Genomic DNA, 20956 nt, shown 5'->3' with positions numbered 1-20956 from the left:
ACGGCGACCACCCGCACGCCTGGCAGCCGACGACGCTGCACCGCGGGCCGCCGACCTCTCCTCGTCGCCGCCATCCCGCTCACACCCAGGCGGCCCGCCACCCGGCCGGGGACCTGACGCGGGGGACCAGCCGAGCCGCACGCCTCTCCGCGCGGGCTCCTACCTGAGCAGCGGCCCTAGATAACCGCCCTCGTCGTCGAGCAGGGAAGTGAGCAGACGGCACGGGCGCCAGTCCTCGGCACGTTCCTCTGTGCCGTCAAGGGCGAGCCAGATGCCGAGGTCGCGGAGCTGGTCGAGAACCGCTGCGCCGTGGATGAGCGCGCACCCATGAACCGGATCCATGTAACGCGCCGCGATCTCCACCGCGGCACGCCCCGCCTCCGAGTCGACGCGTCGGCCCTCCTCGGATACACGGGCCTCACACACCAGGCGGCATAGGTCGATCTCGACCGGGCCGAGCACCGCGAACTCAAAGTCCAGCAAGGCGACGACCTCGCCGTCCCATAGGGCGTTCATCAGGGCGAGGTCGCCGTGGTTGACGGTGTGCTCGACCTCGGGCGCGACCCGAAAGTAGCCCTCGACGACCTCGTGGAGCCGCGCCCGCCGGGCGCTGGACAGTTCGAGCGCAGCGTCGGCGCGTTTCGCCGCCGCCATGGCATCGCCGAGCGTTGCCGGCACGAAACCCCCGTGCGACGCCACATGCGCCCCTAGGGACGAGCCCGCGTCGTGCACGATCCGGGTCCGAGCCCACAGCTGATGGACCGCCTGCCGTTGCTCCGCAGGCGTCAGCGTCGGCCATGCCTCGTGCAGGTTCCGGCCGCGGACCTCCGCGGTCACCATCCAGCCATGGCCCTCGGCAGTGCCCTCACCGAGGATCTCCGGGTGACCGACCTCCCGTGGAAGAGCACGTACGAGCGCAGCCTCACGAGCCATATCGACGGGTGTGTGTGCGATCCGCACGGCGATGCCGTCACCGACCCACGTCGCGTTCGAGTAGCCGTTCGCCCGCCGCATCCGCGCGAGATCGCCGCCGTAGCGGGCCGCCACCTCGGCGGCCAGGCCTCGGACGAGGGCGGCGTGGGACGGGTCGCGACCCCGGTCGAGCGGATGGGTGTCCTCGCTGGGTTCCGGCACCATTCGAGCATCCTCCCACTACCGCGCAGGTGCGGCCCCTGACTCGATCCGGAGGACGTCGGGGCCGCCGGGTTCATCGAAGAGCACGCTACGCGCGGTGGTGATCATGCGGCCCACGCTACGGACACCTTCTGAGACGGTGAATGACTTGCCGTCTCGCATTCCATGCCGATCGTCACTCACGGCGGGCACCGTCCGGCCACACGACGTCGACGGGAACCCCGCGGCCACGGGCGGCCGCGACCGCGTCGCCGGTGCCGCCCTGGCCTCCTGAGGGTTGCCCGTCCCAGACGGCAACGAGCCGATCGATCCCGCCCAGGATCGCCTCGTTCGCGTCCTCATAGGCTTGGCGCCCGGCGGTCTTGTGCGGCATGTACCGGACCAGCGCCGAGCGCATCAGCAGGTCGTCGAACTGGTCGCGGTTGGAGGGCTTCACCTTCGCCTCGCGGTAGTCGACCGAGGGGAGCACGACTTCGAGCGTCCCGCCGGCCTCCAGAACGACCTCGGCGAAGATCTGGTCGGCGCCCCGCGCGAGGCAGGACAGGCCGACCAGGTCGCCGTCGTTGTGCGAAGCGAGCACTACCGTCAGGGCCTCACGCACGAGGGGGACACTGTCGGCCGAGAGGTTCGAGTGACCGGTGATCCCGATCCGTGCCATGCCGTCTCCTCCGAGGTCGAGGGGTCGGCCAGCAGGGTATTCGACCACTCCTCGCGCACGTCGGCCACGGCGGACCCCGAAGAGCGTGCCGACGCACGCCTGGCGCACGGGCATGAAAAAGGCCCCCATGTACACGGCCATCTGCTCGAACCCCGGCCCGCTGCCTACTCGATCGCTCCGCGGTCGGTGCGGAGCCTTGCCTCCTGCATGGCGGTCAACCGATGAACGAAGACCCCGGCACCGATCGCAGCCGGCACGACGAGTACCTGAAGCGCCAAATAGGACCAGACGAGAACCTCGGACTGGTAGACGATGAAGACGAAGCGGTAGGCAACGAACGTGAACGCGGCGACGGGTCCTTCCCAGAATTCCTCGGGCAAGGCCGGCACCCACCAAGGAGTCCAGAATATCGGCCAAGTGAGGAAGGTGAACAGCCAGAGGGACCACCAGGTATTGAGTGCACCGGCAGGGGCCATTCCTCCGCCATTCCCGGGCGGGCTGGATGCGTGCCAGACATCGTCGGCGATCTGCTTCGGGAGAAAGAGGTTCCCGACCGGAATGAACCACGAGGCCACCGCCATGCGCGGCTCATAGCGAAGACGCCCCGGGGCGAACCGCTCGGCGATCAGGCGCACCCGGTGGAACCAGAGGAGCCAGCACACCACCGCTCCCACGCATGAGGCGAACTGGACCACCTGCATGCCAAGGACGGTCGGAGCAGGGTAGGTGAGCGCTGCCTCTTCGAAGACGGTTTCGTACAGGCGCTGCTCCAGATCGTCTGGATCGGCCACCTGGGATATCCACGCGAGGTGTCGGAGCAGTACGGCGACGGAGATGAAGGCGAAGAGGGCGAGCAGCGCGTATACGGCGTTCCGGTAGCCCGCGATCGGGCGTGTCCGTACGCGTTCCTCGGCGAGGAGGGGCTGCGGCCGTCCAGCCGGAACGGGACCGATGGGTGCCGGTGTCCGGGGCCGGCTACGGAGATCTCTCCCTTCTCCGGGGCCGACGGCGGTCAGAGCGAGGGTGCGGCGCCGGGTGACGACCTCGGTGAGGTCCTGGGGCAGCCATCCGCCTTGGCCGGTGTCATCGGCGCCCAAGGCAGGCGCCGTGAGGCCGTCGAGGATCTGTTCGAGGTCGGGCCGGTGGTCGGGGTCCTTGGCCAGGCAGGAGCCGACGAGCTCGGCCAGGTGCGCGGGTATGCCTTCCAGGTCGGGGGATTCATGCACGATCCGGTAGGCGATGGCGTGCGAAGGCCCGTCGCCGAAAGGAGAGCGGCCGGTGGCCGCATAGGCGAGAACGCACCCGAGGGAGAACACGTCCGAGGGAGGTCCGACCTCCTGCGCCCGGGCCTGCTCTGGAGACATGAACGAGGCGGTGCCCAGGACCGTGGAGGTCTGGGTCTGCGAAGTGGTGTCCAGGGCGCGCGCGATTCCGAAGTCGATCAGGCGGGGCCCGTCCTCAGCGAGGATGACGTTGGCCGGTTTGAGGTCGCGGTGGACCACCTCGCAGGCGTGCACGGCGGCCAGCCCTTCGGCGAGTCCCGCTCCGAGCACGGCCACCGAAGCCGGGGGAAGCGGCCCGTGGTCGGTGACGGCCTGGTGGAGGGAAGGGCCGGGGACAAAGGCGGTGGCCATCCAGGGCGGCTCGGCATCGGGGGCCGCGTCGACGACCTGGGCGGTGTAGAACCCTCCTACCCTCCGCGCCGCGGACACCTCGGTGGCGAAGCGACGACGGAAGGCGGCGTCGTTGGCCAGCTCCGGGCGCACGGCCTTCACCGCGACAAGGCGGCCGCTGCGGGAGCGCCCGAGGAACACGTGCCCCATGCCTCCGATTCCGAGGCGCTCTACCAGGTCATAAGGGCCCAGGCGGGACGGATCGCCGTCATGGAGGGGGGAGGCCATGGCACCGCTCTCGGTTGGGTCGGGGCGTTTCCGATCGGCCTGATGATGCCAGAGGTGTTCACGCTACCGACATCCTCATACGAGGCCGCCTCAGGCCAGTCGGGAACATGGGGCCCCATCCCTGACGAGGACGAGGCCCCACACCACGTCGAGCGGTCAGGCGTCCTGGCGCACGCATGGCGCACGGACACGAAGAAGGGCCCCTGCCCGGGGACCTTTTTCGTGGGCGGGCGTACCAGGACGTGAACCTGGGGCCTCATCCTCATCAGGCACTCACGGACCCCGGGTCAGAGCGACGCACACATCCTCTGACCTGGGGATTTCGTTCGAGCCGTGCGGCCGGGTCACCGGCATGCCCGACGCCCACCCCGACGAGATCGACCGCACCATGGACGAGCTGCGCCGACTGCGCCGCTCACTGCTCGCCGCCCGCCACGCGGCTGAGTCCGTCAGCCGTTCGGGAGGCGACGCCGTCGTGTGCCGGATCATCGGGACCGGCGCGGACTCCGGCCGCTGAGTGTCGCCGCGCTTCGCGTCGGCGCTGCCCGCGGCCCCGACCGGCCGCCGGTCGGGGCCGCGAGGCGTCCTAGGAGCCGGACTCCGGGAACGAGAAGCCGATCGGCGGCGGCGCCAGGGGGGGACGCGCCGTCGGCGGAAGCGGTGTCCCCCGGAGAGTCGCCCCCATGCGGATCGCCGGATGACGCCTCCTCCTCCCGCGTGGGGAAGGAGAACCCGAACGGCGGGCTGGACGGGGCGCCGGGCCGGTCCTGTCCCCCCGCCCCCTCCTCGGGACCCCGCACCTCCCGCGACGCGTAGCGTTCGCGCAGCGAGCCGATCATCTCCTCGATCCTCGGCAGGGGTTCGGCCGCCGCCGGGGCGCCCGACAGCAGGTCGCCCGGGTCGCGCAGAGCGGCGCCGCGCGTCCGGTGCTTCCTCTCGGCGAGCGCCCGGTCTCGCTCGGCCTGGCGCCGCTCGTGCTCCCGGGCCCGTTCGGCGGTCCGCTCCACCCACGCCGCGTGCAGCTGCTCGCGGTGGAACATGTCCTCCTCGTGCACGGCCCGGCGCAGGTCGGCGTGCCACTTCTCCAGCTCGTCGAGCCGCTGGTCGATGACGTCGATCTCGGCCTCGGCCTCGGCCTGGAACGCCTCGGCCTCCTTCCGGTTGTGGCGCCGCACATCAGCCGGGGTGGGGGCCTCCGTGCGCCGCTGCCGTGCCGCCTTGATGTCCGCGTCCACCTGGTCGAGCGCGGCCTTGGCCTCCTCCTGCGCGCGTTCGGCCCGGAGCTGGGCCTCCCGCGCCTCCTCGACCTCTGCGGCCGTCCTCCTGCCCGCGGCCGACTGCCGCTCGTAGACCGAGACGCGGTGCGCGGCGGCCTTCGCCTCGCTGCGGGCGCTGCTGAACGCCTTGCTCGCCTCCAGCCGCCGCTGCGCCCCGTCGGCGATGGACGCGTTCCTCTGCTCCATACGGTCCACGCGGCCCCGCTCCCACTCCAGGTCGACCTCCCGGCCCACGGCCCGGACCCTGTCCCAGAGCACGCTGACCCGGTGGGTGAGCTCCGTCCTGCGGGCGGCGAGTCCCTCGGACTCGAACCGGATCCGCATCATCTCCCCGCCGAGTTCCACCGGGGTGCTGAACTCCTCGAAGAACTCCGACAGCCGCTCCGGCTCGAACCTGCCCGCGGCGAGTGCCGCCGCGATGGAGCGGGACCAGTGCTCGGCCAGCTCCCGCGGACGCACGGACCTGCGGACCTGTCGGAGGTGTTTCCCGGCCACGTCTCGCTCGCCGAGCGCCTCGGCGCCCGCCCTGAGCAGTTCGGCGACCTGTTCCTCGTCGGCCTGGCGTCCCATGCCCCACATGCGGGCGAACCGCTGCTTGGCGCTGGTCCACATGATCATCCCGTGCGCCCCACTCCACATGAGTCGGACGAGGTCGGCCCCCGCGCTCTGCGCGAGTACGTCGTCTGGGAGGGATGGTTGCGACATACCGCACTACTCCTCGGGTCCTGGAGCCCACCGCGGGATCGGGGGACAGCGGTCGTCGGGTCCGACGCGGCACGGGGCCCCCGGGTTCCGCGGCCCCCGTGCCCCGGCGAGGTCACGTCCACGTGCGTTCGAGAAAGCCGGCGATCGGCGGCGCATCGAGGGCGAAATGGGCGGCGTCGAGGAGATGGAGTTCGGCGTCGGGCAGGTCGCGGAGGGAGGCGGAGCGCCGAACCGCTCGACGTTCGCGATTCGCCCTGACGCATGTATGACGCACGGGCATGAAAAAAGGCCCCCCGTAGGGAGCCTCTTCGCGGGTGGGCGTACCAGGACTTGAACCTGGGGCCTCATCCTTATCAGGGATGCGCTCTAACCGACTGAGCTATACGCCCGCGTTCCGGATGGAACTCTACCGCATCCGGGACCCTCCGGCGAACCGGATCAGGCGGGATGCGGGGGGAGGAGCGGGGCCTCGCGCGAGGGCCCGCTCCTCCGTATCCTACCGGGTCCCGCAGGTGGGCGGGACCGCTCCGGCGCCCGGGGCGCCGGTCGGCTCACTCCGACTCGGTCAGGGTGACGTCGATGCCGCCGACCAGGTCGGCGGCCAGGTTGTAGAGCATCGCCCCGACCGTCGACAGGGCCGTGATCAGGATGATGTTCAGCGCCCCGATCAGGCCGGTGTAGCCCAGCACGCGGGCCGGGGAGAACCAGCTCGCCGGGTCGATCGGGACCTCCTCGCCCTCGCCGCCCTCGGTCAGGGCGGTGAGCATGTCCGCCAGGGCGTCGAACACCCCGAGCCCCGACAGGATCGCGTAGACCACCGCCACCGCGACGAACAGGATGATGAAGCACACCAGCGAGATGACGAAGCTGAACTTCATCACCGACCAGGGCTCGACCCTGCTGACGCTCAGGTGCGCCTTGCGCGCCGACTTCGCCGCCGCGACGGGCGGCTTCCCCCCGCCGGCCCCCGATGCCGCCATGGCCGTCCCCTCCCGCGCCTCGAACCTCGGCGCCGACCCGGCGGAGGAGTCCGTGCCGGACCCCCCGTCCTTCCCGGCCGCGCCCGCGCCCGCCCCCGCGGCGGACGCCGTACCCGGCTCCGCGGCGGAGCCGCCGCCCTTGCCGGAGTCCTTCCCACCACTGGCGCCGACGCTCGCGGCGGAGGTGGACTTCTTGGCCGACTTCTTCCCGCCTGCGGAGGGGCCGCCGGTGCCCGCCCCGCTGCCTGCGGGCCTTCCGCTCTTCTTGGCCGAGTCCGCCGCCGTGCCCGCCCCGGCCGAAGCCGTCTTGGCCGAAGCGGTCTTGGACGGGGCGGTCCCGGACGATCCGGTCCTGCCGGAACCGCTCGATGCGGGCTTCTTCGAGGCGGCGGAGGACGCGGTGGAGGACGACGAAGAGGCGGTGGAGGAGGCCTCGTCCCCGTCCTCGCCGGACGCGGTGTCCTCCGGGTCCTCCGCGTCCTCCGAGGCCGCCGGGCCCTTCTCCGCGTCCTTCGCGCCGGTGTCCTCGGACTCCTTCTCCGGGGCCTCCGGGGCCGCCGCCTCAGCGGACTCCGCCGACTCCTCCCCGGGCGCCTCGGCGCCGGGCTCCGTCTTCGCCTCGGACCGCTTCACGTCCTTTGAAGCGTCCTTCGTCTTCTCCGACGTCTTGTCCGACATAGCCACGTTACCGCTGGACTTTCCATGAGACAGGTGGAATTCGGGCCGAGGGATGGTGGGACCGGCCGCTGGGGAGGCGGCCGGTCCGAACATGTTCTCAAGGCGCTCTATGGCACCCTACGCGAGCCTCAGGACTCGGCGCCCTCGTCGCCCTCCGCGCGGCCCTCGGCGTCGCCCTGTGGGCCGTCCACGCCGCCCTGAGCGCCCTCCCCGGCGCCGGGGGCGTCCCCGGCCTCCAGGCCCTCGGTGTCGTCGGGGGCCTCCTCGTCGGCCTCGGCGTTGCGGGCCACCGCCACCACGTGGCTGCCCTTGTCGAGGTTGACCAGGCGGACGCCCATGGTGGCGCGGCCCGACTGCTTGATCTCGGCGCTGCGGGTGCGGATCACCCCGCCGTTGGAGGTGATCGCGAAGACCTCGTCCTCCTCCGGGTGCACCATCAGGGCGCCGACCAGCCCGCCGCGGGCCTCCACCACCTTGGCGGTGAGCACGCCCTTGCCGCCCCGGTTCTGCACCGGGTACTGGTCGGACGGCGTGCGCTTGGCGTACCCGCCCGCGGTGGCCACCAGCACGTCGGTGGGCCCATCGGTCTCCCGGATCACGTCCATGCTCAGCAGGTTCGCGTCCTCGGTGAACCGCATCCCGATGACGCCGCTGGTCGCCCGCCCCATCGGGCGCAGCGACTCGTCCGCGGCCGAGAACCGGATCGCCTGGGCGTCGCTGCTGATCAGCAGCAGGTCGTCGGTGGGGAACACCAGCCGCGCGGCGATCAGCTCATCGCCCTCGCGCAGGTTGATCGCGATGATCCCGGCCGAGCGCGCCGAGTCGAAGTCCTCCAGGCGCGACTTCTTGACCAGCCCGTCCCGGGTGGCCAGCACCAGGTACGGCGCGACGTCGTACCCGCGCAGCGCCATGACCTGCGCGATCTCCTCGTCCGGCTGGAACTCCATCATGTTGGCCACGTGCTGGCCGCGCGCGTCGCGCGCCGCCTCCGGCAGCTCGTAGGCCTTCGTCCGGTACACCCGCCCCTTGTTCGTGAAGAACAGGATCCAGTGGTGGGTGGTGGTCACGAAGAAGTGCTGGACGATGTCGTCCTGCTTGAGCTGGGCCCCCCGCACGCCCTTGCCGCCGCGCTTCTGCGCCCGGTAGTTGTCCAGCCGGGTGCGCTTGGCGTAGCCGCCGCGGGTGATGGTGACCGCGACGTCCTCCTCGGCGATGAAGTCCTCCATGCGCATGTCGCCCTCGAAGGGGACGATGTGCGTCTTGCGGTCGTCGCCGTACTTCTCCACGATCTCGCCGAGCTCGTCGCGGATGATGGCGCGCTGCCGCTCGGGGGAGGCCAGGATCGCGTTGTACTCCTCGATCTGCGCCATCAGCTCGTCGTACTCGGCGGTGAGCTGGTTGCGCTCCAGGGCGGCCAGCTTGCGCAGCTGCATGTCGAGGATCGCGCGCGCCTGCACGTCGTCGATGTCCAGCAGCTCCATCAGGCCCGTCTTGGCCTCGTCGGCCGAGGCGCTGGAGCGGATGAGCGCGATGACGTCGTCGATCCGGTCGATCGCCCGCAGCAGCGCGCGCAGGATGTGGGCCCGCTCCTCGGCCTTGCGCAGCAGGAACTTCGTCCGCCGGACCACGACCTCGATCTGGTGCGCGACCCAGTGCCGGATGAGCTGGTCCAGCCGCAGGGTGCGGGGCACCCCGTCGACCAGCGCCAGCATGTTGGCCCCGAAGGTCTCCTGCAGCTGGGTGTGCTTGAACAGGTTGTTCAGCACCACCTTGGCGACCGCGTCCCGCTTGAGCACGACCACCAGCCGCCGCCCGGTGCGACCGGAGGTCTCGTCCCGGACGTCGGCGATCCCGGTGACCCGGCCGTCCTTGACCAGCTCGGCGATCTTCAGCGCCAGGTTGTCCGGGTTGACCTGGTAAGGCAGCTCGGTGACGACGAGGATCTGGCGGCCGCGGGAGTCCTCGTCGATCTCCACCACCGCGCGCATGGTGATCGAGCCGCGGCCGGTGCGGTAGGCCTCCTCGATGCCGCGGCGGCCCACGATCTGCCCGCTGGTGGGGAAGTCCGGGCCCTTGATCCGCGCGATGAGGGCCTCCAGCAGCTCCTCGTCGTCGGCCTCGGGGTGGTCCAGGTACCAGTTGACGCCGTCGGCGACCTCGCGCAGGTTGTGCGGCGGGATGTTGGTGGCCATCCCGACCGCGATCCCGGCCGAGCCGTTCACCAGCAGGTTGGGGAAGCGCGCCGGGAGCACCTCGGGCTCGGAGGAGCGGCCGTCGTAGTTGGGCCGGAAGTCGACGGTGTCCTTCTCGATGTCCCGCAGCATCTCCATGGCCAGCGGGGCGAGCTTGCACTCGGTGTAGCGCATGGCCGCCGCCGGGTCGTTGCCCGGCGAGCCGAAGTTGCCGTTGCCGTCGACCAGCGGCATCCGCATCGCCCAGGGCTGCGCCAGCCGCACCAGGGTGTCGTAGATGGCGGTGTCGCCGTGCGGGTGGTAGTTGCCCATCACGTCGCCGACGACGCGGGCGCACTTGAAGTAGCCGCGGTCGGGCCGGTACCCGCCGTCGTACATGGCGTACAGCACCCGCTGGTGCACCGGCTTGAGGCCGTCGCGCACGTCGGGCAGGGCGCGGCCGACGATGACCGACATCGCGTAGTCGAGGTAGCTGCGCTGCATCTCGACCTGGATGTCGACCGGCTCCACCCGCTGGGCGACGCCGCCCTCCTCCTCGGGCTCGGGTTCCTGCGGGGTATTCGCATCCGTCACGGGATGTCGACCCTTTCTGCTGAGACTTGTCGGGCCTGGCTGCGGGGGCGCGCGGTCAGATGTCCAGGAAGCGCACGTCGCGGGCGTTGCGCTGGATGAACGAGCGGCGCGACTCCACGTCCTCGCCCATGAGCACGCTGAACATCTCGTCGGCCTGGGCCGCGTCGTCCAGCGTCACCTGCAGCAGCATGCGGGTGGCCGGGTCCATGGTGGTCTCCCACAGCTCGTCGGCGTTCATCTCGCCCAGGCCCTTGAAGCGCTGCACCAGGTCCCGCGGGCGCGGGTCCTTCTTGCCCTGCGCGACGCCGCGGGCGATGACCTCGTCGCGCTCGCGGTCGGAGAAGACGTAGTCCACGTCGTTGCCGCGGGTGTCCCACTTGACCTTGTAGAGCGGGGGCTGGGCCAGGTAGACGTGGCCCCCCTCGATCAGCGGCTTCATGAACCGGAAGAGCAGGGTGAGCAGCAGCGTCCGGATGTGCTGGCCGTCGACGTCGGCGTCGGCCATCAGGATGATCTTGTGGTACCGGAGCTTGGCGATGTCGAAGTCGTCGTGGATCCCGGTGCCCAGGGCGGTGATGATCGCCTGGACCTCGTTGTTCTTCAGGATCCGGTCGACGCGGGCCTTCTCCACGTTCAGGATCTTCCCGCGGATCGGCAGGATGGCCTGGTAGAGGGGGTCGCGGCCGCCCTTGGCCGAGCCGCCGGCCGAGTCGCCCTCGACGATGTAGACCTCGGACTTCTCCGGCTCGGTGGACTGGCAGTCCGACAGCTTGCCGGGCAGCGAGGTGGACTCCAGCAGCGTCTTGCGCCGGGTCAGGTCCCGCGCCTGGCGGGCGGCGATGCGGGCGCGCGCCGCCTGGTTCGCCTTGGACACGACGTCCTTGGCCTCGCCGGGGTTGCGCTCGAACCAGTCGCGCAGGTGCTCGTGGGTGACCCGCTGCACGAAGGACTTGGCCTCGGTGTTGCCCAGCTTGGTCTTGGTCTGGCCCTCGAACTGGGGGTCGGCCAGCTTGACCGAGATGATCGCGGTCAGGCCCTCGCGGATGTCGTCGCCGGTGAGGTTGTCGTCCTTCTCCCGCAGCAGCCGCTGCTCGCGCGCGTACCGGTTGACCACCGAGGTGAGCGCGGTGCGGAAGCCCTCCTCGTGGGTGCCGCCCTCGGCCGTGTTGATGGTGTTGGCGAAGGTGTGCACCGAGGAGGTGTAGGACTGGTTCCACTGCATGGCGATCTCGACCGAGATCCCCTCGCCGTCCTCCTCGAAGTCGATGACCGAGGCGTGCGACGGCTCCTTCTTGGCGTTGATGTGCCGGACGAAGTCGACCAGGCCGTCCTCGTAGTGGAAGGTCTGCACGACCGTGCCGTCGGGCGCGAACTCGGGCCGCTCGTCCCGCAGCGTGATGGACAGCCCCTTGTTCAGGAACGCCATCTCCTGCATGCGGCGGGCCAGCGTCTCGAAGCTGTAGGTGGTGGTCTCGAAGATCGACGGGTCGGCCCAGAAGGAGATCTGGGTGCCGCTCTCGGAGGTCTCCTCGCCCTTGGCCACGTCCGCGGTGGGCCGGGTCATCTCGTACTGCTGGCGCCACACGTGGCCGTCCTTGCGGACCTCGGCCTCCAGCCGGGTGGACAGCGCGTTGACCACGGAGACGCCCACGCCGTGCAGGCCGCCGGAGACCGCGTAGGACTTGCCGTCGAACTTGCCGCCCGCGTGCAGGGTGGACAGCACGACCTCCAGCGCCGGGCGCTTCTCCACCGGGTGGAGGTCGACGGGGATTCCGCGGCCGTTGTCGGCGACGCTCACCCCGCCGTCGGCCATCAGGGTCACCTCGATGGCGTCGGCGTGGCCCGCCAGCGCCTCGTCCACCGAGTTGTCCACCACCTCGTAGACCAGGTGGTGCAGACCCCGTTCACCGGTGGAGCCGATGTACATGCCGGGGCGCTTGCGTACCGCCTCGAGCCCTTCCAGAACCGTGATCGATCGAGCATCGTAGGCCAAGTGGGAACACCCTCCTGCTGGGGGACGCCGTTGCGGGACGCGGTCCACCCGCGCGAGGGGGATCGGTGGGGACGGTCGGCACCGGGAGGCGGGCGTGATCGCCCTGCCGGACCCGCTCACCACCCCGAGATCCCGCCACCCTCGGCAGGGGTGGGCCGTACCGGCGAAAGCGTCCGAAGAACCGCCTCCATGATACCGCGCGCGCCACGGGAAAGTGGCATCAGAGACGCTGTGGCGCCCCACAACGCGCGAACGGAATGGGAGCCGACTCCCCACACGCGTCCCCCCGTGCCGACGAATCCGCGAGCGGTTCAGGACTGCTGGCGGGGTGGTCGGCCCGCCTGCGCAGCGTCACCCGGCGGCTACCCGCCGGTCACCTGGCGCGGAGCCGCCCGGCCCCGCGCCCCCGCCCCGGTCCGGTCACCTTGATCGCGTGCACCGTGCCCTGGCCCAGTTCCTCGTTGAGCCGGCGGATCAGGTCCCGGGCCATGGCGCGGGCGTGCGCGGCCATGGTCGCCGACTCGGCGGCCACCACCAGCTCACCGGCCTCGTAGGAGACCGGACGCAGGTGCTGGGCGTTGAACTCGCCGACGATCTCGCTCCACCGGCCGAACACCCCGCCGACCGCGACCTGCTCGGCGTAGCCCCGCTCCGACAGCCAGGCGCGCACCGCGTCCCCGAACAGCTGGGGGTCGCGGCGCGACCGCATCCGGCCGCCGCGCCGCCGCTGCGGACGCGGGCCGGGCGCCGCCCCCCGCTCCTTGGCCGCCGCCCGCGCCTGGGCCAGCGCCTGCCGGGCCAGGTCGATGCCGCTGGGGGCGTCGTCGGGGGAGGGGGACCGCCCTGCGGCGGCGCCGTCGCTGCGGCCGCCGCGGGTGTCCGGGGCGCCGCCCGCCCCGGTGTCGGGGCGCCGTGCCCGGTCGCCGTCAGTCACGCTCGACCTCCCCCTCGCGGACCCGGAACCGCGCCCCCTGCAGCTCCTCGGGGATGTCCTCCGGAACGGCGGCGCTGACCAGCACCTGCTCGCACTGGGCGACGTGCTCGGCCAGGCGCCGGCGGCGCGCGGCGTCCAGCTCGGAGAAGACGTCGTCGAGGATGAGCACCGGGTCGTCACCGTCGGCGCGGAGCAGCTCGTAGGCGCTCAGCCGGAGCGCGAGCGCGTACGACCACGACTCGCCCTGGCTGGCGTACCCCTTGGCGGGGAGGTCGTCCAGGGCGAGCACCAGGTCGTCGCGGTGTGGGCCGACCAGGCTCACGCCGCGCTGCAGCTCTTGGTGGCGGGCCTCGGCCAGGGCGGCGCGCAGCACCTCGGCCAGGCGCTCGCGGTCGGCGGGCAGGTCGGCGTCCGGGTCGGCCGAGGAGCGGTAGCGCAGCACCGGGGCGCCGTCGGCCCCGGCCAGCTCGGCGTAGGCCTTGGCGGTCAGCGGCTGCAGCTCCGCGGTGAGCGCCAGGCGCGCGGCGAGCAGCTCGGCCCCGGCCGCGACCAGGTGGCCGTCCCACACGTCCAGGGTCGACAGGTCGACCTCCTGGCGCTTGAGGTAGCGGGCGGAGGCCGACTTGAGCAGCGCGTTGCGCTGCTTGAGCACCCGCTCGTAGTCCGAGCGCACGGCGGCCAGCCGCGGGGCGCGGGCCACCAGCAGCTCGTCCAGGAACCGCCGCCGGTCCCCGGGGTCGCCCTTGACCAGGGCCAGGTCCTCGGGGGCGAAGAGCACGGTGCGCAGCACGCCCAGCACCTCGCGGGGGCGGGTGGCGGGGGAGCGGTTGAGCCGCGCCCGGTTGGCCTTGCCGGGGTTGATCTCCAGTTCGACCACGGCCCGGCGCTCACCGGAGACCACCGCGCAGCGGACCACGGCGCGCTCGGCGCCCCGGCGCACCAGCGGGGCGTCGGCGGAGACCCGGTGGCTGCCCAGGGTGGCGACGTACCCGATGGCCTCGACGAGGTTGGTCTTGCCCTGGCCGTTGGGCCCGACGAAGGTGCTCACCCCGGGCTCCAGCTCCAGCAGCGCCGACTCATAGGACCGGAAGTCGGCCAGTTGCAGGTGCGATACGTACATCCGGCCTCTCCCTCCTGTGAGCGCCGGGGGCCGGTGCCCCCGGCGTTCCCGGGTTTCACGTGAAACGGGCGCTGCGCCCCGGTCCGGGCGCCCGCGGGCGGTTCCGCCCATGCCCGGCGGCGCGTCAGCTCCGCGGGGTGCGCACCGGGTCGTCGGTGGCGGTGGCCACCGCGTGCCCGCCGAACTGGTTGCGCAGCGCGGCGATCACCTTCATCGCGGGGCTGTCCTCCTGCCGGGAGGCGAAGCGCGCGTACAGCGCCGCGGTGATCGCCGGGGCCGGGACCGCGTGGTCGACCGCGGCCTGGACGGTCCAGCGGCCCTCGCCGGAGTCCTGCGCGTACCCGCGCAGCCCCTCCAGCTCCGGGTCCTCCTCCAGCGCCCGCACCAGCAGGTCGAGCAGCCAGGAGCGCACCACGGTGCCCTCGCGCCAGCTGTCGAAGGTGCCCGGCACGTCGTCGACGATGTCCGAGGCCTGCATGAGCTCGAAGCCCTCGGCGAAGGCCTGCATCATGCCGTACTCGATGCCGTTGTGCACCATCTTGACGAAGTGCCCGGCGCCCACGCCGCCGGCGTGCACGAAGCCGCCGCCCTCGTCGGGGGTGAGCGCGTCGAAGACCGGCCTGGCCCGGGCGACGTCCTCGGCCGCCCCGCCGACCATGATCCCGTAGCCGTTCTCGCGCCCCCACACGCCGCCGCTGACCCCGGCGTCGACGTAGTGCACGCCCTTGTCCTTGAGGGCGTCGGCGTGCTCGCGGTCCTTGACGTAGTGCGAGTTGCCGCCGTCGATGACCAGGTCGCCCGCGTCCAGCAGGCCGCCCAGCTCCTCGACGGCGCTGTCGGTCGGCTCACCGGCGGGGACCATCAGCCACACGGTGCGCGGCGCCTCCAGCCGCCCGACCAGCTCGGCCAGGCTGCCGACATCGCTCACCTGGGGGTCGAAGTCGTACCCGACGACCTCGTGGCCCTTGTCCCGTAGCCGCGCGGCCATGTTGCCGCCCATCTTGCCCAGGCCGACCATGCCCAGCTTCATCGTGACCTCTCCCCCTCGGACCCTGTTCGTCCCCGGTGCTCCCCGGGGCTGTACACCGGCCCCCGGCTCAGCCGGAGAGCCGCACCGGCATGATGAGGTACCGGTAGTCGGAGGCGGCGGACTCGTCGGCGGGCTTGCCGGAGATGATCGCGGGCTTGGTCGAGGTGGTGAACTGCAGCCGGGCGATGTCGGAGTCGACCGCGCCGAGCCCGTCCAGCAGGTAGGACGAGTTGAAGGCGATCTGGATCTCCTCGCCTTCCAGGGCGGCGTCCAGCACCTCGACGGCCTGCGCCTCGTCGCCGGTCCCGGCCTCCAGGACCAGGCGGCCCTCGCCGAAGGCGAGCCGCAGGGGGGTGTTGCGCTCGGCGACCAGCGACACGCGCTTGACCGCCTCGATGAACTCGGCCTTGTTGATCTCGGCGACCGAGTTGAAGGTGTCCGGCAGCAGGGCGCGGTACTTGGGGAACTCCCCGTCCAGCAGCCGGGTGGTGGTGCGGCGGCCGCCGCCCTCGAAGCCGATCATGCCCTCGGCGCCCTCGCCGGTGGCCAGCGCGATGGAGACCTCGGCGCCGGAGGTCAGCGACTTGGCGGTGTCGGCCAGGGTCTTGGCGGGCACCAGGGCGACCGCGGAGACGTCGGGGTTCTCCGGGGACCAGGTGATCTCGCGGACGGCGAGCCGGTAGCGGTCGGTGGAGGCCAGGGTCAGCGTGGAGCCCTCGATCTCCACCCGCACGCCGGTGAGCATCGGCAGGGTGTCGTCCCGGCCGGCGGCGACGGCGACCTGGGCCACGGCGGCGGCGAACACGTCGCTGCCGACCGACCCGGTCTGGCCGGGCATCTCCGGCAGCGTGGGGTAGTCCTCCACAGGCAGGGTGAGGAGTGTGAACTTCGCGCTGCCGCAGGAGACGGTCACCTTCGCGCCGTCCGTCGCGATCTCCACCGTCTGTGGAGGAAGGTTGCGGGTGATCTCCGCGAGGAGGCGGCCCGAGACCAGGCAGGTGCCGGGCTCCTCGACCTCGATGTCCACGGACACCTGCGCGGAGACCTCGTAGTCGAAGCTGGAGAGCCTCAGGCGCTGGCGGCCCTCGTCCTCGGAGGCGTCCAGCAGCATCCCGGCGAGCACCGGCACCGAGGGGCGGACCGGCAGGCTGCGCGCCGTCCAGGCGACGGCGTCGGCGAGTACGTCGCGTTCGACCCGGAACTTCACTTTCCGACTCACTCTCCTCGAAGGCGTCTGCTGACCCCGTGAGCGGTGGGGCGTGACGACGGCGCGGGCTCACCTCGGGGACGGGTTCACACGGTACCCGCATTCACCGCCCGCCGCTGCCCGCAACACATGACCGGATCGGGGGCTCGACCGGGTGGTCGGGGACCGTCCGGCGCTCATCCACAGATCGGGCCCGAGCCTGATTTTGAAGCCTCATTGGGTTTAACAGGGGGCGCAGTAATAGTAGGGGCTGTGGACAGTGTGGACAGAGGTCCTTTTCGCAGGTCAGCCCGGAGATTTTTGTCCACCGGTGCTGTGGGCGGAGGCTGTGGAGAAGCAGGGTGCGCTGTGGACGCCGATCGGCCGTGCACAGCTTGTCCCCGGGTTATCCACGGCTTGTCCACCGGTTATCCACCGCTCGCCCACAGGGGCGGGGGACGGCCGCCACAGGGGGGCTTCCCGCTGTCAACAGCCCGTCCCCAGGCCGTCCCCAGGATCGGGGCCTCCATCCCCAGGGTTCTCCACCGGTTGTCCACAGAAAAAGGGCCGCCCCTGGGGACAACGCGTCCGGATCCGGCCGTGCGGCAAGGGATCCGGTGTCCGGGGGCGGCCCAGAGGGCGCCGGTCGGGGCGGGACGAAGCGGTGGATGTGGTGCGAACCTCGCCGGGCGGGGCCGCCGCATCCGCGGCGCGGCCCGGGCGCGCCGCGTCACACGTTCCGCGACTCCTGCTTGATGCGGTTGGTGAGCTCGGTCACCTGGTTGTAGATGGAGCGGCGCTCGGCCATCAGCGAGCGGATCTTGCGGTCGGCGTGCATCACCGTGGTGTGGTCGCGTCCGCCGAACTGCTGGCCGATCTTGGGCAGCGACAGGTCGGTCAGCTCCCGGCACAGGTACATCGCGATCTGCCGGGCGGTCACCAGCACCCGCGAGCGCGAGGTGCCGCACAGGTCCTCGGTGCTCAGCCCGAAGTAGGAGGCGGTCTGCGCCATGATCGCCGACGCGGTGATCTCGGGCCCCTCGTCGTCGGGGATGAGGTCCTTGAGCACGATGCCGGTCAGGTGCAGGTCCACCGACTGCCGGTTGAGGCTGGCGAAGGCGGTGACCCGGATCAGCGCCCCCTCCAGCTCGCGGATGTTGGTGGAGATCTTGCTGGCGATGAACTCCAGGACCTCCGGCGGGGCGGCCAGCCCCTCCTGGGCCGCCTTCTTGCGCAGGATGGCGATCCGGGTCTCCAGCTCGGGCGGCTGGACGTCGGTGATCAGCCCCCACTCGAACCGGTTGCGCAGCCGGTCCTCCAGGGTGACGAGCTGCTTGGGCGGCCGGTCGCTGGAGATGACGATCTGCTTGTTGGAGTTGTGCAGGGTGTTGAAGGTGTGGAAGAACTCCTCCTGCGTCTGCTCCTTGTTCTCCAGGAACTGGATGTCGTCGACCAGCAGCACGTCGATGTCGCGGTAGCGGCGCCGGAACCCGTCGGCCTTGCCGTCCCGGATGGAGTTGATGAACTCGTTCGTGAACTCCTCGGAGCTGACGTAGCGCACCCGGGCCCCGTCGTAGAGGCGCTGGGTGTAGTGGCCGATGGCGTGCAGCAGGTGGGTCTTGCCCAGCCCCGAGCCGCCGTAGATGAACAGCGGGTTGTAGGCCTTGGCCGGCGCCTCGGCGACGGCGACCGCCGCCGCGTGCGCGAAGCGGTTGCTGGCGCCGATGACGAAGGTGTCGAAGGTGTACTTGGGGTTCAGCCGCGCCGGCTCGGCCGAGGTGTGCGGCTGGTTGCCGCCCTCGGTGTCGGGCGGGCTGGGCGCCGGGGGCGGCGGGACGGAGCCGTCCGGGGCCTCGGTGCCCTCCGGCCCGTCGGCGAAGGCGCCTGTGGACGGGGGCGCGGACGGGCCGCCGGGGCCGTGCTCACCGGAGGCGCCCGGCGCGGGCGCGTCCCACCGGCCCTGTTCCCAGGAGGGGCCCGACGCCTCCCACTGGGGCTGCTCCCAGTTCGGCCGGTCGCGGCGGGCGCGCTCCGGCCCGCCCTGCTCCCACTGCGCCTGGTCGTGCGGGGCCTGGTCCTGGCGGGGGCGCTCCCAACCGCCCTGCGAGGCGCGGCCGGGCGGCTCGGACGGGGGGTGCTCCCACTGGGCGGGGGCGCCGTGGTCCCAGGGGCGGTGGTCGCGCGGGGCGGAGTCCCACTGCTGGGGACGCTGCTCCCACTGGGCGGGAGGTCCGGCCAGCAGGTCCTCACCCTGGGGAGAAGGAGACGGCGCCTGCTCGCGGGGGACGGGTTCGCTCCGTCCATAGGGCTGTGGAAAACCCTGTGCGGGGTCGGGGCGGCCGAACTGCCCGTCGGGCAGGGCCTCCGACGGGGGCGGGGCGGGCAGGTCGGCCGGGGCGGGGCCGCCCTCGGCGCCCGGGCGCGCGCCCTCCCCGGAGAAGGGGCCCACGGGCGCGGGCGGGTGTCCCGGTCCGGCGGCCGGCGGCGCGGTGTCCTGCGGAGACGGCCCCTGCGGCGCGGCGCCGGGGGTGGGCCCCTGGGCGGCGGGGGGCTGCGGGGCGGGGGAGGGGGCGGGCTGCACCGCCGTGGGGTCCACGGTGACCGCCACCCGGATCTCCCGGCCGAGCTCGGCGGACAGGGCGCGGCTGATGCTCTCCCGCAGCCGGGTCTCCAGGATCTCCTTGGCGAAGTCGTTGGGCGCGGCGAGCAGGGCGGTGTCCTCGATCAGACCCAGCGGCCGGGTCTGCAGGAACCACGCCCGCTGGTGCGGGGGCAGCGCGTTGCTGTCCAGCCCGTCCAGCACGCTGGACCACACCACCGCGAGGTTGACCTGCGCCTCAGACACGGTGCCCTGCCATGGTTCGTCCCCTTCTCGGCGGTCGGCGTCTCGGCGGTGCCCGGCGTCCCGCGTACGGGGCCGGACGCCCCATTGTCCCGGTCCCGTCGGCCCTTCGGGACCGGGGACCGTCGCCCCCTCCCTGTGGATGGAGAGGGGGATCACTGTGGACGGCCTGTGTACGGTGCCGCCGGAGCGCACCCCCGGCCCATCCGCGCACCGGCCGCCCGGTATCCACAGCGTGAGGGCGGTGTCCACAAGTTGTGCACCGGTTCGTTCACAGGCCGTGTGGAAGCGGGCGGGAGCCGAGGGTTGTCCACAATTCCCTGATCACCCTGGGTAGCGACCTGGGGGAGGACGGGCGGGCGCCGTGCGGGTCGGCGCCCCGGAGGGCCGTTCTCCCCGCCTCCACGTTATCCACAGCTTAGGGGGCTGTGGGGGATCTTCCCCCGCTGTGGACAGCGCGTCGTCCACAGCGGGGGGATACTGGGGACGGCGCGCCGGGCGGCGGGCCGCGTCCCCCGTCTGGGCCGGTGTCGTTCCTGGTGGCGCGGGCGGCCGATTTGACCGGTGACGGGCACGGCCGTATCTTCTTTATGCTTAAGTCGCTACCGGAATGCGCCCCGCTCGGCACGGGGTGGCCGGTCGGCGGCGCGAGCGGGCGATGTTCCTCAGCCTCGGACGTCCCCGCGACGTTGTTGAGCAGGAACATGCGCGGCCCGTCTCGCGGAACCGCGCGCACGAACTTCTCTAGACGCCCCTGGAGCCCAGCAGTGAGCAAGCGTACGTACCAGCCGAACAACCGGCGCCGTGCGAAGGTCCACGGTTTCCGGCTGCGCATGCGGACCCGCGCCGGCCGTGCCATCATCACGGCCCGCCGCAAGAAGGGGCGCGCCCGCCTGACCGTGAGCCACTGACCCACGGCTCAGCCGATGACTTCGGGACCGGTCTGCCAGCAGGCCGGTCCCCTTCTTGTGTTCGAGGACCGATCCCATGCTGTCGCCTGGCAACCGGATGCGGCGCAGCGCCGAGTTCGGCCGCACGATGCGCCGGGGACGGCGCTCCGGCCGTGACGCCCTCGGCGTCGTCCTGCTGACCGCACGCCCCGACGACCCGGGCGCCGGGGAGGCGCCCCGGGTCGGCTTCACCGTGAGCAAGGCGGTGGGCACGGCGGTGGTGCGCAAGCGGGTGCAGCGGCGGCTGCGGCACCTGATGCGCGACCGGATCGGGGACCTGCCTGCGGGTAGCCTGCTGGTAGTGCGGGCCAAACCCTTGGCCGCCCACGTTGGATACGACACTCTGGCCGAGCAGCTCGATGCCGCCCTCGCCGCGGTTCGGCGCCCCCGGAGCGGCGCGACACGCCGCCGCAAGGGGCGGGGCGCGGGCGACGGGAACGCCGCTCGCGCCGACGGAGAACAGCGGGCGGGTTCATGACCGACGACAGACCCAGGCCCCTCGCGCGGGTCCTCATCGTGCCCATCAGGGGGTATCAGCGGTTCATCTCGCCGCTGTTCCCTCCGGTCTGTCGCTTCTACCCCTCGTGCAGCGCGTACGCGGTGCAGGCGCTCCAGGAGCACGGAGCGCTGCGGGGGCTGTGGTTGGCGGTGCGCAGGATCGCGCGCTGCCATCCCTTCCATCCGGGCGGTCTCGACCCGGTTCCCCCGCGCGCGGGGGCACGCGACCACCAACCGAGCGACACGGGAGAGGGCCCAGACATGACCGGGACCGACCCCGCGAACCCGTCGCCGAACTGACAGAA

General features: G+C 71.9%; 15 protein-coding genes, 1 tRNA gene and 1 pseudogene. 4 read left to right on the top strand and 13 right to left on the bottom strand.

Annotation, left to right across the window (positions count from 1 at the left end; translation table 11 throughout):
* Positions 1 to 159: 159 nt before the first annotated feature.
* From O4J56_RS11300 to O4J56_RS11290, 3 genes are all read right to left on the bottom strand, one after another.
* On the bottom strand, positions 160 to 1137 hold the full coding sequence (locus O4J56_RS11300) for a phosphotransferase family protein (RefSeq protein WP_270685675.1): 978 nt from the start codon (positions 1135 to 1137) through the stop codon (positions 160 to 162).
* Positions 1138 to 1309: 172 nt separating this feature from the next.
* Positions 1310 to 1792, bottom strand: a complete 483-nt coding sequence (locus O4J56_RS11295) for a hypothetical protein (RefSeq protein ID WP_270685674.1) — start codon at positions 1790 to 1792, stop codon at positions 1310 to 1312.
* 164 nt (positions 1793 to 1956) lie between these two features.
* Positions 1957 to 3693: a protein kinase domain-containing protein gene (locus O4J56_RS11290; protein ID WP_270685673.1), complete on the bottom strand. Its 1737-nt coding sequence runs from the start codon at positions 3691 to 3693 to the stop codon at positions 1957 to 1959.
* A 352-nt stretch (positions 3694 to 4045) separates the two neighbouring features.
* Here O4J56_RS11290 and O4J56_RS11285 point away from each other — a divergent pair, with 352 nt between their 5' ends.
* On the top strand, positions 4046 to 4210 hold the full coding sequence (locus O4J56_RS11285; RefSeq protein ID WP_270685672.1) for a hypothetical protein: 165 nt from the start codon (positions 4046 to 4048) through the stop codon (positions 4208 to 4210).
* On the opposite strand, the gene O4J56_RS11280 is transcribed toward O4J56_RS11285, so the two are convergent.
* The 10 genes and pseudogenes from O4J56_RS11280 to dnaA form a co-directional block, all read right to left on the bottom strand.
* Complete coding sequence (locus O4J56_RS11280; protein ID WP_270685671.1) at positions 4179 to 5675, bottom strand: hypothetical protein; 1497 nt, start codon at positions 5673 to 5675, stop codon at positions 4179 to 4181. The genes O4J56_RS11285 and O4J56_RS11280 overlap by 32 nt on opposite strands.
* 315 nt (positions 5676 to 5990) lie before the next feature.
* A tRNA-Ile gene (locus O4J56_RS11275) sits at positions 5991 to 6064 on the bottom strand.
* Between the two features lie 162 nt (positions 6065 to 6226).
* Positions 6227 to 6613: pseudogene (locus O4J56_RS11270) on the bottom strand (DUF3566 domain-containing protein); the annotation flags it as partial.
* A gap of 848 nt (positions 6614 to 7461) precedes the next feature.
* The gene (gyrA, locus tag O4J56_RS11265; RefSeq protein WP_270685670.1) at positions 7462 to 10098 is read right to left on the bottom strand and encodes a DNA gyrase subunit A; all 2637 of its coding nucleotides are present in this window, start codon (positions 10096 to 10098) and stop codon (positions 7462 to 7464) included.
* A 55-nt stretch (positions 10099 to 10153) separates the two neighbouring features.
* Complete coding sequence (gene gyrB / locus O4J56_RS11260) at positions 10154 to 12091, bottom strand: DNA topoisomerase (ATP-hydrolyzing) subunit B (RefSeq protein WP_270685669.1); 1938 nt, start codon at positions 12089 to 12091, stop codon at positions 10154 to 10156.
* Between the two features lie 373 nt (positions 12092 to 12464).
* Entirely contained in the window at positions 12465 to 12899 is a 435-nt protein-coding gene (locus O4J56_RS11255; protein ID WP_270685679.1) for a DciA family protein, read from the bottom strand.
* Positions 12900 to 13017: 118 nt separating this feature from the next.
* Positions 13018 to 14145, bottom strand: coding sequence for a DNA replication/repair protein RecF (recF, locus tag O4J56_RS11250; RefSeq protein WP_270685668.1), 1128 nt, complete (start codon positions 14143 to 14145; stop codon positions 13018 to 13020).
* A gap of 124 nt (positions 14146 to 14269) precedes the next feature.
* Positions 14270 to 15175 carry a phosphogluconate dehydrogenase (NAD(+)-dependent, decarboxylating) gene (gene gnd, locus O4J56_RS11245; RefSeq protein ID WP_270685667.1) on the bottom strand — a complete coding sequence of 302 codons (906 nt, stop codon included), beginning with the start codon at positions 15173 to 15175 and terminating at the stop codon, positions 14270 to 14272.
* Positions 15176 to 15242: 67 nt separating this feature from the next.
* Entirely contained in the window at positions 15243 to 16382 is a 1140-nt protein-coding gene (dnaN, locus tag O4J56_RS11240) for a DNA polymerase III subunit beta (RefSeq protein ID WP_270685666.1), read from the bottom strand.
* 709 nt (positions 16383 to 17091) lie between these two features.
* Complete coding sequence (gene dnaA / locus O4J56_RS11235; protein WP_270685665.1) at positions 17092 to 19206, bottom strand: chromosomal replication initiator protein DnaA; 2115 nt, start codon at positions 19204 to 19206, stop codon at positions 17092 to 17094.
* A 764-nt stretch (positions 19207 to 19970) separates the two neighbouring features.
* Here dnaA and rpmH point away from each other — a divergent pair.
* From rpmH to yidD, 3 genes are all read left to right on the top strand, one after another.
* Complete coding sequence (gene rpmH / locus O4J56_RS11230) at positions 19971 to 20114, top strand: 50S ribosomal protein L34 (RefSeq protein ID WP_270685664.1); 144 nt, start codon at positions 19971 to 19973, stop codon at positions 20112 to 20114.
* 76 nt (positions 20115 to 20190) lie between these two features.
* Entirely contained in the window at positions 20191 to 20631 is a 441-nt protein-coding gene (rnpA, locus tag O4J56_RS11225; protein ID WP_270685663.1) for a ribonuclease P protein component, read from the top strand.
* On the top strand, positions 20628 to 20951 hold the full coding sequence (gene yidD, locus O4J56_RS11220; RefSeq protein ID WP_270685662.1) for a membrane protein insertion efficiency factor YidD: 324 nt from the start codon (positions 20628 to 20630) through the stop codon (positions 20949 to 20951). Before rnpA ends, yidD begins: the two co-directional genes overlap by 4 nt.
* The last annotated feature ends 5 nt before the right edge of the window (positions 20952 to 20956 follow it).

The sequence above is a fragment of the Nocardiopsis endophytica genome, from assembly GCF_027706725.1.
Classification (GTDB): Bacteria; Actinomycetota; Actinomycetes; order Streptosporangiales; family Streptosporangiaceae; genus Nocardiopsis_A; species Nocardiopsis_A endophytica.
Note: the sequence above shows the minus strand (reverse complement) of the source record. Positions and strands in the feature narration are given on the sequence as shown.